Source organism: Rhodococcus aetherivorans (genome assembly GCF_025722975.1).
GTDB classification, from domain to species: Bacteria; Actinomycetota; Actinomycetes; order Mycobacteriales; family Mycobacteriaceae; genus Rhodococcus; species Rhodococcus aetherivorans.
In genome coordinates this window covers 5,741,550-5,756,085 of the sequence record NZ_CP106982.1, presented here as the reverse complement: position 1 = coordinate 5,756,085, position 14,536 = coordinate 5,741,550, and the positions used below count along the sequence as shown (strand labels likewise).

Genomic DNA, 14,536 nt, shown 5'->3' with positions numbered 1-14,536 from the left:
CGGACGAGTTCCGCGAGGAGGCGAGATGACGAGCAACCGTATCGGCCGCCATGCCCGGCGCGCGGGAGCCACGCTGCTGCTGACGGCCGCGGCCGTCCTCGGTGCGTCCGGTCCGGCAGCGGCCCAGGACGAGTGGCCCGAGATTCCGTCCTATCCGACACCGATGGTGCCGTTCGAGACCAAGGACTTCCTCACCCCGGCGGACCTCGACTACTGGAATCCGCTGGTGAACCGGAATCGGCTCACGTCACCGTTCGGCACCGGCACCCGGATCGTCTGCGTCGGATTCCACGGCGTGACCACCGACTGCTGGCAGGCCGATCAGAACGGGCAGCCGCACAAGCTGATCCGGCTGCCGGCCAACCTGCCGAACGTCACGGGTTCGAGTCTGCCGGGCGGCGGGCCGGGACACTTCGTCTACCCGATCCTCTGAATCCGCACCGCGGGCATATCAGCCGGTGAACAACACCGCTGCCTGAGCCGGCAACCGCGCGCCGTCCTTGCGGCGGAACAGTTCCGCCGGCCGGCCGGCGCCCGGACTCGACATGCGCCCGGTGCTGACGAGAGCGTCGACCACGTGGCGGCGGAACGAATCCTTCTGCAGCGGAACGCCGAATATCACCTCGTACAACCGCCGCAGCTCGAGGACGGTGAACTCGTCGCCGAGCAGTCCGTCGGGATCCACGCGCTGCGCGTAGCGGGTTCGCAGATCCGCGACGGCCGCCGCCACCATCTCGGCATGGTCGAAGGCCAACGGCTGCTCGGCTTTTCCGTCGCGCACGCACACGAGGTGGGCGTCGCCCGGAAGGTCCTTGCGAGGCAACGCCGCGGCGTGGGCGATCGAGATCACCCATCCGCGCGGGTCCCGGTCGGGAGCGTCGAACACGCCGATCTGATGGAACCGGATGCCGGTGAGGCTCGTCTTGTCACGCAGTGCACGTCGGGCGGCGTCGGCGGCGCGTTCGCGTTCGTGGAGGAAGGTGCCGGGCAGGGCCAGGCCTCCGAGACTGTGCTCGACCACCAGCACTCGCAGTTCGCCGTCGGAGTAGGTCAGCACGGCGATGTCCACCGCGGTCGAGGGGTGCGGGTACTCGGCCAGCTTCCGGCCCGCCCCGTCCGTCCCGTCGCTCACGGTTGCACTTTAGCGTGATCTTGATCTAAATTGATAGCGCAGATTTGATCGAAATGGTCGGCGGAGGGAGCGGGAAATGGCGTTGACGGCGCAGCAGTGTGACCGGGCGGTGGGGGTGCTTCTCGCGACGGGGGCGGGGGACGCCCTCGGTGCCGGCTACGAGTTCACTCATCCCACCGCCGACGCGGTGATCGACATGATCGGCGGGGCGTGTTCGGCTGGGAACCGGGGGAGTGGACCGACGACACCGCGATGGCCGTCGCCGTCGCCGAGGTCGCGGCCACCGGCGCCGACCTCGGCGGCGCAGCAGGTCTCGACGCGGTGGCCGCGCAGTTCGTGCGGTGGTTCGACTCCGGCCCGAAGGACATCGGCAACCAGACCCGCGCCGTGCTCTCGCATCGCCCCGCCGGCGCCGCGGCGATGCAGGCCCGCGCCCGCGCGCTGACCGGTCGCAAGGGCGGCAACGGCGCCCTCATGCGGACCGCCCCGGTCGCCCTGTCCTATCTCGGCTCGGGCGACGCGGACGCTGCCGTCGCCGCCGCCGGGGAGGTGGCGCTGCTGACCCACGACGACCCGCAGGCGGTTCAGGCCTGCCGGCTGTGGACGTTTGCGATCCGCCACGCCGTCCTGCACGGCACCTTCGACGGTGTCCGCGGCTACCTGCAGGTCTGCCCCGCCGATGTCGCCGGTTACTGGGCTCCGCTGCTCGACCGGGCCGAGCACGGCACGCCCGGCGACTTCGCGAACAACGGATGGACCGTCCACGCCCTGCAGACCGCGTGGTGGGCGATCAGCACCACCGACGATTCCGACGCCGGGCACCTGCAGCGTGCCCTCGAGGCCGCGGTCCGCGCCGGCGGTGACACCGACACCACCGCCGCCATCGCGGGCGGACTGCTCGGCGCCCGCTGGGGAGCCTCGGCGGTCCCCGATCGGTGGCGGCGCATCCTGCACGGCTGGCCCGGGCACACCGCGCACGACCTGAACCACCTGGCCACGGACGCCGCGCGGAAGGGATACGACCGCCGCGCCGCCGTCTCCGCTCACCCCACCGAACTCCAGGAGCAATCGTGACCCTGATCGACGTCGTCCACGGCGACATCACCACCCAGCGCGTCGACGCGATCGTCAACGCCGCCAAGTCCTCCCTCCTCGGCGGCGGCGGCGTCGACGGCGCCATCCATCACGCCGGCGGTCCGGAGATCCTCGCCGCCTGCAAGGCCCTGCGCGCGACGACGCTGCCCAACGGTCTGGACGTGGGCGCGGCGGTGGCCACCACCGCAGGAAAGCTCCCGGCGCGCTGGGTGATCCACACCGTCGGGCCGGTCTACTCGCCTCACGAGGACCGCTCGCACCTGCTGCGGTCGGCGTACACCCGCAGCCTTGCCGTCGCCGACACCCTCGGTGCCCGGACCGTCGCGTTCCCGTTGATCTCCGCCGGTGCCTACGGCTGGCCGAAGGAAGACGCGATCCGGCAGGCGGTCACCGCCCTCACCGCCGCCCGGACCGCGGTCGAGATCGTCACGCTCGTCGCGTACGACCGGAGCGTCGCCGAACTGATGCGCCGCACCCTGGCGTAAGGCGCTGGAGCCGGCGGCCGAATGTCACACGCGTTCAATTGGATCGAATGCGTGTGACATTCGGCCGCGGCGATCCTGCGGCGCTCAGGACATCGACGGTTCCTGCGACGGCAGGGTGAACACACAACTCTCCCCGGCCCCGAGTTCGCACACCTGGCCGTCGAGACCCACCCGGACGGGGCCGTGGAACCCTTCGGGCTGAGCGAGCACCGTCAACTCGTTGCCGACGATGCGCACCCGCAGTGGCGTGCCCCGGAACCGGATCGAGAAGGACACGCCGTCGAGCCGGTCCACCAGCCGGGGCCGGAACAGCAGCACGCCCTTGTAGACCCGGGCCCCGACGAAGCTGCTCTGGAGCAGGTCCAGCGTGCCGGACATGACCCCCATGTGGATGCCTTCCTTGGTGGTTCCGCCCTGGATGTCACTGACGTCGCTCTCGAGAGCCACCATGAAGCGCTCCCACGAACTGGGCGGGTGGATGTCGGCGAGCACGCCGGCGAACGTGACGTGGCTGAGCGTCGACCCGTGCGAGGTCCGTTGGTCGTAGTACTCGATGGTGCGCCGGGCCAATTCCTGGTCGTACGGATAACCCAGCCGCTCGAACGTCGCGTGCAACTCGTCGTCGTCGAACAGGAAGAACAGCATCACCGTGTCGGCCTGCTTGGCCATCTTGAACCGGTTCGGATCCTCGCCCTCCGCCCGGAGGATGCGATCGAGCCGCTGGATGTTGGGGTAGGCGGCACGGTAGTGCTCCCAATCGAGCTCCTCGAGCTCGTCGTAGCCCTCGAACTGGCTGATGACCCCCTCGTGGAAGGGCACGAACATCCGCCGGCTCATGTCGTCCCACGTGTGCAGCTCCTCGTCGGTCACCGCGAGCTGGGCGAGCAGGGCGCTGCGGCGGCTGGCCGAGAGCGAGTCGAGCACCGACGGCACCGTCGCCATGATCCAGGCCACCATGACGTTGGTGTAGGCGTTGTTGCGCAGTCCGTCCTCGGACGCGCCGGGATGGCGCTCGTGGAACTCGTCCGGCCCCATCACGCCGTGGATCTCGTAGCGTTCGCGCTCGGGGTTGAAGTGGGCGGTCGACGCCCAGAAGCGGGCGATCTCGAGCATGAGCTCGGCGCCGTAGTCGGCCAGGAACTCCGTGTCGTCGGTCGCCTGCAGGAAGCGCCACACGTTGTAGAAGATCGCCGCGTTGACGTGCCGCTGATTGCGGCTGAGGTCTGGATCCCACTGTCCGGAAAGGGGATTGAGATGGACGGCCTGGGTCTCCTCGGTGCCGTCGCTGCCGCTCTGCCAGGGGAACATCGCACCGCGGTACCCGGCCTCCTCGGCCGCGGCCTGGGCCTCCGACAACCGTCGGTACCGGTAGAGCAGCAGGCTTCGGGTCACCTCCGGCATCCGCAGGTTCAGGAAGGGGTAGATGTACATCTCGTCCCAGAACACGTGCCCCCGGTAGGCCTCCCCGTTGAGGCCCCGCGCCGGCACCCCGACGTCGTGCCGCGCCGTGTGCCGGGAACAGACCTGCAGCACGTGCGCCACGTGGAGCCGCAGCAGCAGGTGGGCGCGCGGCTCGCTGGGCAGCCGGACGTCGCAGATGTCCCACAGCTCGTCCCACGCCGCCTCGTGCTCGGCGTACGCGGCGGCGAAGTCGGGGTACCGCAGCACGTGCCGGCCGGACGCGGCCAGCGCCTCGGTGATCGCATTGTCCCGGGAGGTGAACAACGAGACCATCTTCTCCACGCGTGTCGGCCGGCCCTCCTCGACATCGAAGCAGAGCACCTGCTGGATGTAGTCCTCCATCTGGTACAGCGAGCGGTCCACCTCCACGGGTCCGTCGTCGTAACCTTCCCCGCGGAAGACCCGGGTGCGTGCGGCCTCGGCGACGTAGATGTCGGACTGGCGGGTCTGCACCCGCAGGGCGATCGTCTCGGTGCCGAACGTGCGCGGGGACACCGGATCCAGATGGCGGCCTTCGAGCTGCCGGTAGCGGGCGACGATCTGGTTCGTGACGCGACCGTCCAGCGCGGAGACCACCTCGATCTGTCCCGACCAGTTCTCCGGGACGAGCGTCCACTCGATCCCGGCCTGGTGGCTGTGGGCCATGCTCACGAAGCGGCGGCTCCGCAGGGTCGTCTCCCGCCCGAAGCGGTCCCGGAACCGCAGCTCGCGCATCACCGTGGCGAGCCGGATGTCGTAGGTGTGCCGGTAGGACAGCACGTCGACGTTGTCGAGCCGGACCGCGTCCTGGCCCTCGATGCGCAGCTTGAGGACGAGCCAGTTGGACACGTTGACCAGGTCCTCGTTGAGCACCGGGCGTCCGCCCATGATCGTGGTCTCGCGGTTGTAGATCCCGTGCACGTAGGTGCCGGGATAGTGGATGGGGCTCATGTCCTCCCACTCGGCGGTGCCGCGCGTGCAGAAGTAGCCGTTCCCGGTGGAGGTCAGCGCCTCCCGCAGTCCCTCCGACGCGCTGTCGAACCGGTCGTAGTCGAGCTCGAACTTCGGCTCCTGCACGACGTTCCCTCCCGGACTCCCGTGGCGTGGTCCGCGATCACCGCGCCAGTGCGGTCAGAAAGCGCTCCACCTCGTCGACGGAGGAGAGCACGAACTCGGCGGCCGTGGTCCGGCCTGCCATCTCCGGATCGTCCGCCCGGCCGACGAGGATGCCGATCCCACGTCCGCGCAGCGCCCGGAAGGCGTCCTCGTCGGTGATGTCGTCGCCCAGGTACACCGGTACGGTGCCGGCGGAGTCGAGGTCGAGCACCTCGATCAGGTACAGCACGGCTCGGCCCTTGTCCCAGTCGACGGCGGGCGCGAGCTCGTACACCATCTTCCCCGGGGTGACCTTCAGCTCGCCGCGGTACTCGGCGAGCAGCCCCTGCACGACCGTCGCGATCCGGTTCCGGTCGGCGGGTTCGGCGAGCCGGTAGTGCACGGCGACCGACGCCCGTTTGGGCTCCACCAGCGCCCCGGGGATCGCCCCGATCTCGGTGCGGAGCCGGTCGGTCACCGCCGCGACGAGGTCCGCGAACCGGGCGACGCGGTCGTCGGAGACGGAGCCGCGTTGCGGGGTCCAGATGTCGAAGCCGTGGCTGCCGGCCACCACCAGGTCGTCGATACCCATCAGCTGCTGCACCACCGCCCGGTCCCGGCCGGTGACGACGCATACCGGGCAGCGTGACGCGAGTTCCCGGACCACGGTGCGCATGCCGTCCGAGATCACCGCGTCCTCCGGTCGCGGCACGATCGGGGTGAGTACTCCGTCGTAGTCCAGGAACACCGCCGGCCGGCACTCCGCCAGCCGACGGGTCAGGCTTTCGTTCCCCAGCGCGCGAGGCAGATCGCGGACCGAAGTTTCCTCCATCATCGGGGCACCCCCTGTGGCGCGGCGGACGCCGCGCGTGCGGCACGGCCACGGTCTACCCTTCCACTGTAGGACCGTGTCGTGGGACGAGGGGGGTATCCCGTCCGGACCCGCGGTACGGGTGTGGGCACTACGACGGCCCGCGGGTTCGTAGACTTCAGCCATGACGTCCGGCGCAATGTTCGACCCCGCCGACGTGCAGCGCGCCGTTGCGGCACTGCACACGCCGGACATCGACCGGTGGGCCCACCGCTTCGAACTGTTGTCCGACGTGAACCGGCTGCGCTTGCTGCTGTGCCTGCACCACGCACCGGGCATCTGTGTCACGGACCTTGCCGCAGCCCTGGAGATGACCGGCACCGCGGTGTCCCACGCGCTGCGCCTGCTGCGCAACCAGGGCTGGGTGGCGGCGGAGCGTGAGGGTCGTATGGTGCGGTACCGCCTCGTGGACGAGACGGTCCACGAGTTGCTGCATTCGATCGGCGCGACCCACCAGCACGCCGGGCACACGCACCCGGACCGTGACCACGCCGCCCCGGAGAACGGAAGCATCTGATTCCGCGTCCCCGGGGCGGGCCCGCGGCCTATCGTGAAGACGAGCCCGTGAGGTGGGCGGAGTGGGGCCGCGATGCATGAATTGTCGATCGCGCAGAGCGTCGTGGACGCGGTGTGCGAGCACGCCGGCGACCGTCGCGTGCACAGTGTGCGCGTCGCGGTGGGAGCGCTGTGTGCCGTGATCCCCGACTCGATGCTGTTCTGCTTCGAGCTGGTCACGGTGGGCACCGTCGCGGAAGGTGCACGGTTGGACATCGAGACGCCCGCCGGTGTCGGGCACTGTCGGGACTGCGGGACCGAATTCGCATTGTTCGATCCGATTCTGTTGTGCTCCTGCGGAAGTGCCGATGTCGAAGTGCGGTCGGGTCGCGAGCTTCGCATCGTGTCGATGGAGGTGAGCTGAAGCGATGTGTGCCACCTGTGGCTGTGACGACGAGGCGGGGCCGCGAATCACGGTGCCGCCCGCGCACGACCTTCCCCACGGCGCCGAGCGCGGCCACGAGCACGGCCACGAGCACGGCCACGGCCACGAGCACGGCCACGGCCACGGCCACGAGCACGGCCACGAGCACGGACACGGACACGGGCACGACAGTGCGCCGGTGCAGACCGAGACCGTCACTCTCGAACAGCAGGTGCTCGCGAAGAACGACCTGCTCGCCGAGCGTACGCGGGGGTGGCTCGCGGGTCGCGGCGTGACGGCGATCAACGTGATGAGTTCGCCGGGGGCCGGCAAGACCACCCTGCTCGAACGAACGATCCGTGAGCTGTCCGGCTCCGCGCCGATCGCGGTGATCGAGGGCGACCAGGAGACCCTGCTCGATGCCGAGCGCATCCGCTCGACGGGATGCGCCGCGGTGCAGGTCAATACCGGTGCCGGATGCCATCTCGACGCGCAGATGATGCACGACGCGCTCACCGCCCTGGATCCGGCTCCGGGAACGCTGTTGTTCGTGGAGAACGTGGGGAATCTGGTGTGCCCGGCCCTCTTCGATCTGGGGGAGCAGGCCAAGGTGGTGCTCATCTCGACGCCGGAGGGAACGGACAAACCGCTCAAGTACCCGCACATCTTCGCGGTCGCCGATCTCGTCGTCGTCAACAAGGTCGACCTGCTGCCGTATGTCGACTTCGAACTCGAAACCTGTGTCCGCCACGCCGGATCGGTCAACCCCGGCGTGGAGGTGCTCGCGGTGTCGGCCACCACGGGGGAGGGCATGGAGGCGTGGTACCGCTGGATCGCCGACCGCCGGTCGGGACGATCATGATTCGTTGACATCCCTCCGGAACGGGGCGTTAATAGAGAAAGCGCCGCGCAAGTGGGCCGAGGGTCGACTCCTGCGGCGCAGGAGCGTGGGGCGCTCCGGAAGGTGGTCGGCATGCCCACACCCGAGGCCCAGGCGGCCGAAGAGGCCTTGATCCACGTGTTGTGGATCAACGCCGGGCTCAGTTGCGACGGCGATTCCGTGGCTCTCACCGCCGCCACGCAACCCAGTGTGGAAGAGATTGCACTCGGCGCGCTGCCGGGGCTGCCGAAGGTCGCGGTGCATTGGCCGCTGATCGATTTCGAATGCGGCCCCCAGGGTGGTGCGGACGACTTCCTCGAATGGTTCCGCAAGGCGGACCGCGGCGAGCTCGAGCCGTTCGTGCTGGTGGTCGAGGGTTCGATCCCCAACGAGAAGCTGCACGGCGAGGGGTACTGGTCCGGCTTCGGCAACAACGAAGAGACCGGGCAACCGATCACCACCAGCGAGTGGCTCGACCGGCTGGCGCCGAAGGCCACGGCGATCGTCGCGGCGGGCACCTGCGCCACGTACGGCGGCATTCACGCCATGGCCGGTAACCCGACCGGCGCGATGGGCGTGCCCGACTACCTGGGCTGGGAATGGAAGTCGAAGGCGGGTATCCCGATCGTGTGCGTGCCGGGATGCCCCATCCAGCCGGACAACCTGTCCGAGACGCTGACCTACCTGCTGTACCAGGCGACGAATCAGGCGCCGATGATCCCGCTGGACGAGGCACTGCGGCCGCAGTGGCTGTTCGGCATCACCGTCCACGAGGGCTGCGATCGCGCCGGGTACTACGAGCAGGGCGACTTCGCCACCGAGTACGGCTCCCCGAAGTGCATCGTGAAGATCGGCTGCTGGGGGCCGGTTGTCAAATGCAATGTCCCCAAACGGGGTTGGATGAACGGAATCGGCGGATGCCCCAACGTGGGGGGTATCTGCATCGGCTGCACGATGCCCGGCTTCCCGGACAAGTTCATGCCGTTCATGGACGAGCCGCCCGGGGGGAAGCTCTCGACGCGGGCGGTCGGCGTGTACGGCTCGGCCGTGCGGCAGCTGCGGAGCCTGACGAAGAGCACATTGGACAAGGAGCCGTCCTGGCGTACGCCCGGTACGGAACTCACCACCGGCGCGACCCGTACCTGGTAGTCCCGCCCCGAGAGAGGCAGCCCGATGACAGCCACCGTCCCCGATCCCGCCGCCGGCAGCAACCTGGTGGAGATGGCGTGGGATCCGATCACCAGAATCGTGGGCAGTCTGGGTATCTACACGAAGATCGACTTCGCGAACCGCGAAGTGGCCGAATGTCACAGCACCTCGTCGATCTTCCGTGGCTACTCGCTGTTCATGAAGGGCAAGGACCCGCGCGACGCGCATTTCATCACCAGCCGCATCTGCGGTATCTGCGGGGACAACCACGCCACCTGTTCCTGTTATGCGCAGAACATGGCGTACGGCGCCAGGCCGCCGCACCTCGGTGAGTGGATCGTCAACCTCGGTGAGGCCGCGGAATACATGTTCGACCACAACATCTTCCAGGAGAACCTGGTGGGGGTCGACTACTGCGAGAAGATGGTCTCCGAGACCAATCCGGGGGTGCTGGCGAAGGCCGAGAACACCCGCGCCCCCCGGGCGGACCAGCACGGCTACCGCACGATCGCGGACATCATGCGCACGCTCAACCCGTTCACCGGCGAGTTCTACCGCGAGGCACTGCACGTGAGCCGCTCGACCCGGGAGATGTTCTGTCTCATGGAGGGTCGCCACGTGCACCCGTCCACCCTGTACCCGGGCGGTGTCGGCACGGTCGCCACGATCCAGCTGATGACCGACTACCTGACCCGGCTCATGCGCTACGTCGAGTTCATGAAGAAGGTCGTGCCCATGCACGACGACCTGTTCGACTTCTTCTACGAGGCGCTGCCGGGGTACGAGAAGGTGGGGCTGCGGCGCACCCTGCTCGGGTGCTGGGGTTCGTTCCAGGACCCGGAGACGTGCAACTTCGCCTACCGGGACATGGAGGACTGGGGCCGGAAGATGTTCGTCACCCCGGGGGTGGTCGTCGACGGCAAGCTGGTGACGACCTCGCTGGTGGACATCAACCTGGGCCTGCGCATCCTGCTCGGCTCCTCGTACTACGAGGACTGGACGGATCAGGAGATGTTCGTGAAGACCGATCCGCTGGGCAATCCGGTGGACCGTCGCCATCCCTGGAACCAGCACACCAATCCGAGACCACAGAAACGCGATCTCGAGGACAAGTACAGCTGGGTGATGTCGCCCCGCTGGTTCGACGGCACCGACTACCTGGCCCTCGACACCGGAGGCGGGCCGCTGGCCCGGCTGTGGTCGACGGCGCTGGCCGGGCTTGTCGACATCGGCTACGTCAAGTCCACCGGGTCGAGCGTGCAGATCAACCTCCCCAAGACCGCGCTGAAGGGGCCGGTGACGTTGGAGTGGAAGATCCCGCAGCACGGCAGCAACACCCTCGAACGCAACCGGGCCCGCACCTACTTCCAGGCCTACGCCGCCGCGTGCGCCCTGCACTTCGCCGAGAAGGCGCTGGTGGAGATCCGGGCCGGCCGCACCAAGACCTGGGAACCGTTCGAGGTCCCCGACGAGGGCATCGGCTGCGGGTTCACCGAGGCGGTGCGCGGCGTTCTCTCGCATCATCTGGTGATCCGCGACGGGAAGATCGCCAACTACCATCCGTATCCGCCGACACCGTGGAACGCCAGCCCGCGCGACAGCTACGGCACACCCGGCCCGTACGAGGATGCGGTGCAGGGGCAGCCGATCTTCGAGGAGAACGACCGCGAGCACTTCAAGGGCATCGACATCATGCGCACCGTGCGCAGTTTCGACCCGTGCCTGCCCTGCGGAGTGCACATGTACCTCGGAGACGGGAAGACCCTCGAGAAACTGCACTCCCCGACCCAGTCGGTCACCGGGGAGTGACGGGATGGAGCGATGGCGGGAGTCGGGTGAACGTATCGAGGCACTGCTGGACGCGAGCTCCGCGGCCGGGCCGGCGGCGCGCGAACGGGCCGAGGACCTGGTCCGGGAGGTGATGGGACTCTACGGGGCGGGACTCGCCGGAATCTGCGACGCGCTGGCCCGGTATCCCGGCGCGATGGACGACCTGGCGCGCGACGACCTGGTCGCCAGCCTGCTGTTGATCCACGGGCTGCACCCGCACGACGTGGAGACCCGGGTGCGCACGGCGCTGGACGGGGTGCGCCCGTACCTCGGGTCGCACGGCGGGGACGTCGAGCTGGTCGCGATCCGCGACGACGTGGTCCGGTTGCGTCTGCTCGGCAGCTGCCACGGATGCCCGTCGTCGGCGGTGACCCTGGAGCTGGCCGTGCAGGACGCGGTGCGGGCGGCGGCGCCGGAGATCACCGAACTCGAGGTCGAGACCGCCGGGTCCACGGGGCAAGGACTCATTCCCGCGGCGGCGCTGTTCACCCGGGTGCATTCCGATGTTCGTGGAACATGGTGTGCGGCGCCGGAACTCGACGAGATCCCGGAAGGTGAGGTCGGCGGCTTCGTCGTCGCCGGACTGCCGGTTCTGGTGTGCCGCGTCGCCGGTGAGCTCCTCGCCTACCGGGACCGGTGCCCGGTCTGCACCCACGCGTTCGCCGGCGCGGCGCTGCACCGGCGGGCCGGGGCCGGGGCGGACGCGGCGGTGCTGCGGTGCCCGACCTGTGCGGCGCACTTCGACGTGCGCGGTGCCGGGGTCCGGCTCGACGCGGGCGACGAACACCTCGAACCGGTGCCGGTGCTGGTGCGGGACGGCGTGCTGTCGTTGGCCGTGCCCGCCGGGGTGGCGTGATGCCGTCCCCCTTCGAGGTCCTGCAGCGCATCGCCGCACCTCGGCCGGCGGGGGAGCGCTGCGAGATGTGCGCCGTGGGCATCGGCGACGGGCACGGGCACGTCGTCGACGTGCAGGCACGCCAGCTGATGTGCGTGTGCCGGGCCTGCTGTCTGCTGTTCACCGATCCCGGGGCAAAACTGCGCTACCGGGCGGTGCCGGAGCGGTACCTGTCCTTCCCGGAGTTCGCGCTCACCCCCGGCGCCTGGGCGAGCCTCGAGATCCCGGTGAACCTGGCGTTCTTCTTCCGGAATTCGACCCTGGGCCGGACCGTCGCGTTCTATCCCGGCCCGGCCGGCGCGACCGAATCGGAGCTGCCGCTCGACGCCTGGGAGGCGCTGTGCGGCGGCAACCCGTCGCTCCTGCCCCCGCTGCCGGACGTCGAGGCGCTGCTCGTGCGGGTTCCTCGACGGGGCGCCGCCGACTGTCATCTGGTGCCCATCGACGCCTGCTACGCGCTGGTCGGCCGGCTGCGACGGGTCTGGCGCGGTTTCGACGGCGGCACCGATGCCCGTGCCGAGCTCGACGCCTTCTTCGCGGAGGTCGCCCGGCGGAGCCGTCCCGTCCCGGCGAGGGGGCAGGCGTGACCGCCCTGGACTTCACGGTCGTCGACATCGCTCCCGAACCGTATGCCGCCACCCCGAGCCTCTCGGCGCGCCTCCGGATCCGGGAAACCACGGGTGCGCCGGTGCACAGCGTGGCGCTGCGCTGCCAGGTGCGCCTGGAACCGGCCCGCCGACGCTACGGTCCGGACGCCGAGGCCGCCCTGGGAGACCTGTTCGGCACCCGCGACCGGTGGGGCAGCACCCTCTCCTCGTTCGCGTGGTTGCAGACGTCCACGATGGTGCCGGGCTTCGCCGGCGAGTGCGAGACGGCACTGCCGCTGCCGTGCACGTACGACTTCGAGGTCGCGGCCGCCCGGTATCTGCACGCCCTCGACGACGGCGCGGTGCCGCTGCTGCTGCTGTTCAGCGGGACGGTGTTCGGCCGCGGCGGCGGCGGGGTGGCTGTCGAGCCGGTGCCGTGGGACCGCGAGGCCCGCTACGACCTGCCGGTCTCGGTGTGGCACGAGATGATCCGCAGCCACTTCCCCGGCACCGGGTTCGCCCGCATGGGGCACGACACGCTGGCCGCGCTGACCCGGTACAAGGTGGCGCACGGGCACACCGATCTCGACGCGGCGGTCACCGAACTGCTCGCCGCGGCCGAGGCGAGGCCGGCCGCGGCGACCGGCGCGGGGGAGGCGGCGTCGTGACCGTGCAGGGACAGGCTGATCGGGTGCGAGCGGTGGCCGACGCTGTGCTGTACGAGGGGTACCTGTTGTACCCGTACCGGGCGAGTTCCCGTAAGAACCACTCCCGCTGGCAGTTCGGTGTGCTCGGCCCGCCCGGCGCCGCCGCCGCGGGGATCGGCGAGGAGCCGGCGCTGGCCACGCAGTGCGTGCTGCGCCCACTGCGCGCCGACGCCACGATCGACGTGGTCGTGCGGTTCCTGCAACTGCAGACCCGCACGGTGCAGCGCCGCGACGGCGACGACTACGTCACCGTGGCCGAACTGACCGTCGCGGGCCGCTCGTGGATCGGGTGGGACGAGGCCGTGGAATGCGAGATTCCCCTCGGGCCGCTGCCGGTCACCGAACTCGCCGTCCCGCGTACGGTTCCGGTCGCCGTTCCCGGCGGTGCGGACATCGAACTGCTCACCGCCGCGGACGGTGCCGTCACCGGCCGGGTGGTACGCACGCGGTGGCCGGTGCACGCCGTCGTCCGCGTGGAGCGGGGCCCGTCCGCCGGAACCGGTGCGGCGATGCGCCTGGATCTCGCCGTCGAGAACACCGGCGACGCACCCGTGGACGCCGCCGACGCGCTGCGACGATCGCTGATCGGGGCGCATCTGATCCTCGCCGCCCGCGGCGGGCGGTTCGTCTCGCTGCTCGAGCCGCCCGCCGACGTCGCCGGCCTCGCGGACGAGTGCGCACACACCCGGTGTTTCCCGGTCCTCGCCGGCGACGCCGACCCCGCCACACCCGGCGAGTCCGCCACGCTGCTGGTGTCCCCGATCATCCTGTACGACCATCCGCAGGTCGCCGAGCAGAGCGGCGGGGACCTGTTCGACGCCACCGAGATCGACGAGATCCTCACCCTGCGGGTCCTGACCCTGACCGACGAGGAGAAGGCCGAGGCGCGGGCCACCGACCCCCGGGCCGCGCAGATCGTCGAACGCTGCGAGACGATGACCCCCGCCGAGATGCAGGCCCTGCACGGCATCCTGCGGGACCCGCACCGCGAGGGCGGGCTGATTCCAGAACTGCCCGACGGCGTCGACTGGTGGACCCCCGAGGCGGACACCAGCGTCCGGCCCGAGACGGACGGGGTGCTGATCGGCGGGATCCGGGTCGCGCAGGGCAGCCTGGTGCGGCTGCACCCGTCGCGCCGGGCCGACGCGCAGGACCTGTTCTTCCGGGACCGGGTGGCGCGCGTGGCCACCGTGCACGCCGACGTCGACGGCGAGACCCACGTCGGGGTCGTCCTCGTCGACGATCCGGCCGCGGACCTGCACGACTGGTACGGGCGCTACCTGTACTTCGCGCCCGACGAACTCGAGCCGCTCGGGAGGAAAGAGGAGCCATGAGATTCATCGGAATGCTGGCCACCGCGGCACTGGCCGCCGCGGTGATCGGCGGGGTGGTCGTGACGGTGCAGTCGCTGCCGGACATCCAGCGGTACCTGCGGATGCGCAGGATGTGAC

General features: G+C 69.9%; 15 protein-coding genes and 1 pseudogene. 13 read left to right on the top strand and 3 right to left on the bottom strand.

Translation table 11 applies throughout. The annotated features are described in order from the left end of the window. The first annotated feature begins 25 nt into the window (after window positions 1–25). Window positions 26–433 (top strand): hypothetical protein, encoded by a 408-nt coding sequence (locus tag OCS65_RS26385; RefSeq protein ID WP_006942012.1) that lies wholly within the window; start codon window positions 26–28, stop codon window positions 431–433. A gap of 18 nt (window positions 434–451) precedes the next feature. Here OCS65_RS26385 and OCS65_RS26380 read toward each other — a convergent pair whose 3' ends face one another. Continuing rightward, window positions 452–1,132 (bottom strand): NUDIX hydrolase, encoded by a 681-nt coding sequence (locus tag OCS65_RS26380; protein ID WP_263508133.1) that lies wholly within the window; start codon window positions 1,130–1,132, stop codon window positions 452–454. A gap of 76 nt (window positions 1,133–1,208) precedes the next feature. On the opposite strand from OCS65_RS26380, the pseudogene OCS65_RS26375 reads away from it, so the two are divergent. Together OCS65_RS26375 and OCS65_RS26370 are read left to right on the top strand one after the other, a co-directional pair. Continuing rightward, window positions 1,209–2,206: pseudogene (locus OCS65_RS26375) on the top strand (ADP-ribosylglycohydrolase family protein). Then, window positions 2,203–2,712 (top strand): O-acetyl-ADP-ribose deacetylase, encoded by a 510-nt coding sequence (locus tag OCS65_RS26370; protein ID WP_006942006.1) that lies wholly within the window; start codon window positions 2,203–2,205, stop codon window positions 2,710–2,712. Before OCS65_RS26375 ends, OCS65_RS26370 begins: the two are co-directional and overlap by 4 nt. Window positions 2,713–2,796: 84 nt before the next feature. Here the strand turns inward: OCS65_RS26370 and OCS65_RS26365 are convergent, their stop codons facing one another. Further along, complete coding sequence (locus OCS65_RS26365) at window positions 2,797–5,229, bottom strand: glycoside hydrolase family 65 protein (RefSeq protein WP_006942004.1); 2,433 nt, start codon at window positions 5,227–5,229, stop codon at window positions 2,797–2,799. 37 nt (window positions 5,230–5,266) lie between these two features. Beyond that, window positions 5,267–6,079, bottom strand: a complete 813-nt coding sequence (gene otsB, locus OCS65_RS26360; protein WP_029547177.1) for a trehalose-phosphatase — start codon at window positions 6,077–6,079, stop codon at window positions 5,267–5,269. A 178-nt stretch (window positions 6,080–6,257) separates the two neighbouring features. Between otsB and OCS65_RS26355 the strand changes: the two genes are divergently transcribed. From OCS65_RS26355 to OCS65_RS29970, 10 genes are all read left to right on the top strand, one after another. Next, window positions 6,258–6,635, top strand: coding sequence for an ArsR/SmtB family transcription factor (locus OCS65_RS26355; RefSeq protein WP_006942001.1), 378 nt, complete (start codon window positions 6,258–6,260; stop codon window positions 6,633–6,635). Window positions 6,636–6,707: 72 nt separating this feature from the next. Then, the gene (locus OCS65_RS26350) at window positions 6,708–7,037 is read left to right on the top strand and encodes a hydrogenase maturation nickel metallochaperone HypA/HybF (RefSeq protein ID WP_006941999.1); all 330 of its coding nucleotides are present in this window, start codon (window positions 6,708–6,710) and stop codon (window positions 7,035–7,037) included. Window positions 7,038–7,041: 4 nt separating this feature from the next. Beyond that, entirely contained in the window at window positions 7,042–7,899 is an 858-nt protein-coding gene (gene hypB, locus OCS65_RS26345; RefSeq protein WP_263508130.1) for a hydrogenase nickel incorporation protein HypB, read from the top strand. Window positions 7,900–8,010: 111 nt separating this feature from the next. Further along, on the top strand, window positions 8,011–9,066 hold the full coding sequence (locus OCS65_RS26340) for an NADH-quinone oxidoreductase subunit B family protein (protein WP_006941993.1): 1,056 nt from the start codon (window positions 8,011–8,013) through the stop codon (window positions 9,064–9,066). 24 nt (window positions 9,067–9,090) lie between these two features. Beyond that, window positions 9,091–10,875 carry a nickel-dependent hydrogenase large subunit gene (locus tag OCS65_RS26335; RefSeq protein ID WP_006941992.1) on the top strand — a complete coding sequence of 595 codons (1,785 nt, stop codon included), beginning with the start codon at window positions 9,091–9,093 and terminating at the stop codon, window positions 10,873–10,875. A gap of 4 nt (window positions 10,876–10,879) precedes the next feature. After that, window positions 10,880–11,752, top strand: a complete 873-nt coding sequence (locus OCS65_RS26330; protein ID WP_006941985.1) for a NifU family protein — start codon at window positions 10,880–10,882, stop codon at window positions 11,750–11,752. Then, window positions 11,752–12,378 (top strand): DUF5947 family protein, encoded by a 627-nt coding sequence (locus OCS65_RS26325; RefSeq protein ID WP_006941983.1) that lies wholly within the window; start codon window positions 11,752–11,754, stop codon window positions 12,376–12,378. Before OCS65_RS26330 ends, OCS65_RS26325 begins: the two co-directional genes overlap by 1 nt. Next, window positions 12,375–13,046: a DUF6084 family protein gene (locus OCS65_RS26320; protein ID WP_006941981.1), complete on the top strand. Its 672-nt coding sequence runs from the start codon at window positions 12,375–12,377 to the stop codon at window positions 13,044–13,046. Before OCS65_RS26325 ends, OCS65_RS26320 begins: the two co-directional genes overlap by 4 nt. After that, window positions 13,043–14,419, top strand: coding sequence for a hypothetical protein (locus OCS65_RS26315; protein ID WP_006941980.1), 1,377 nt, complete (start codon window positions 13,043–13,045; stop codon window positions 14,417–14,419). Before OCS65_RS26320 ends, OCS65_RS26315 begins: the two co-directional genes overlap by 4 nt. After that, window positions 14,416–14,535, top strand: a complete 120-nt coding sequence (locus OCS65_RS29970; RefSeq protein WP_006941977.1) for a DUF6893 family small protein — start codon at window positions 14,416–14,418, stop codon at window positions 14,533–14,535. The genes OCS65_RS26315 and OCS65_RS29970 overlap by 4 nt, the downstream gene beginning before the upstream one ends. The last annotated feature ends 1 nt before the right edge of the window (window position 14,536 follow it).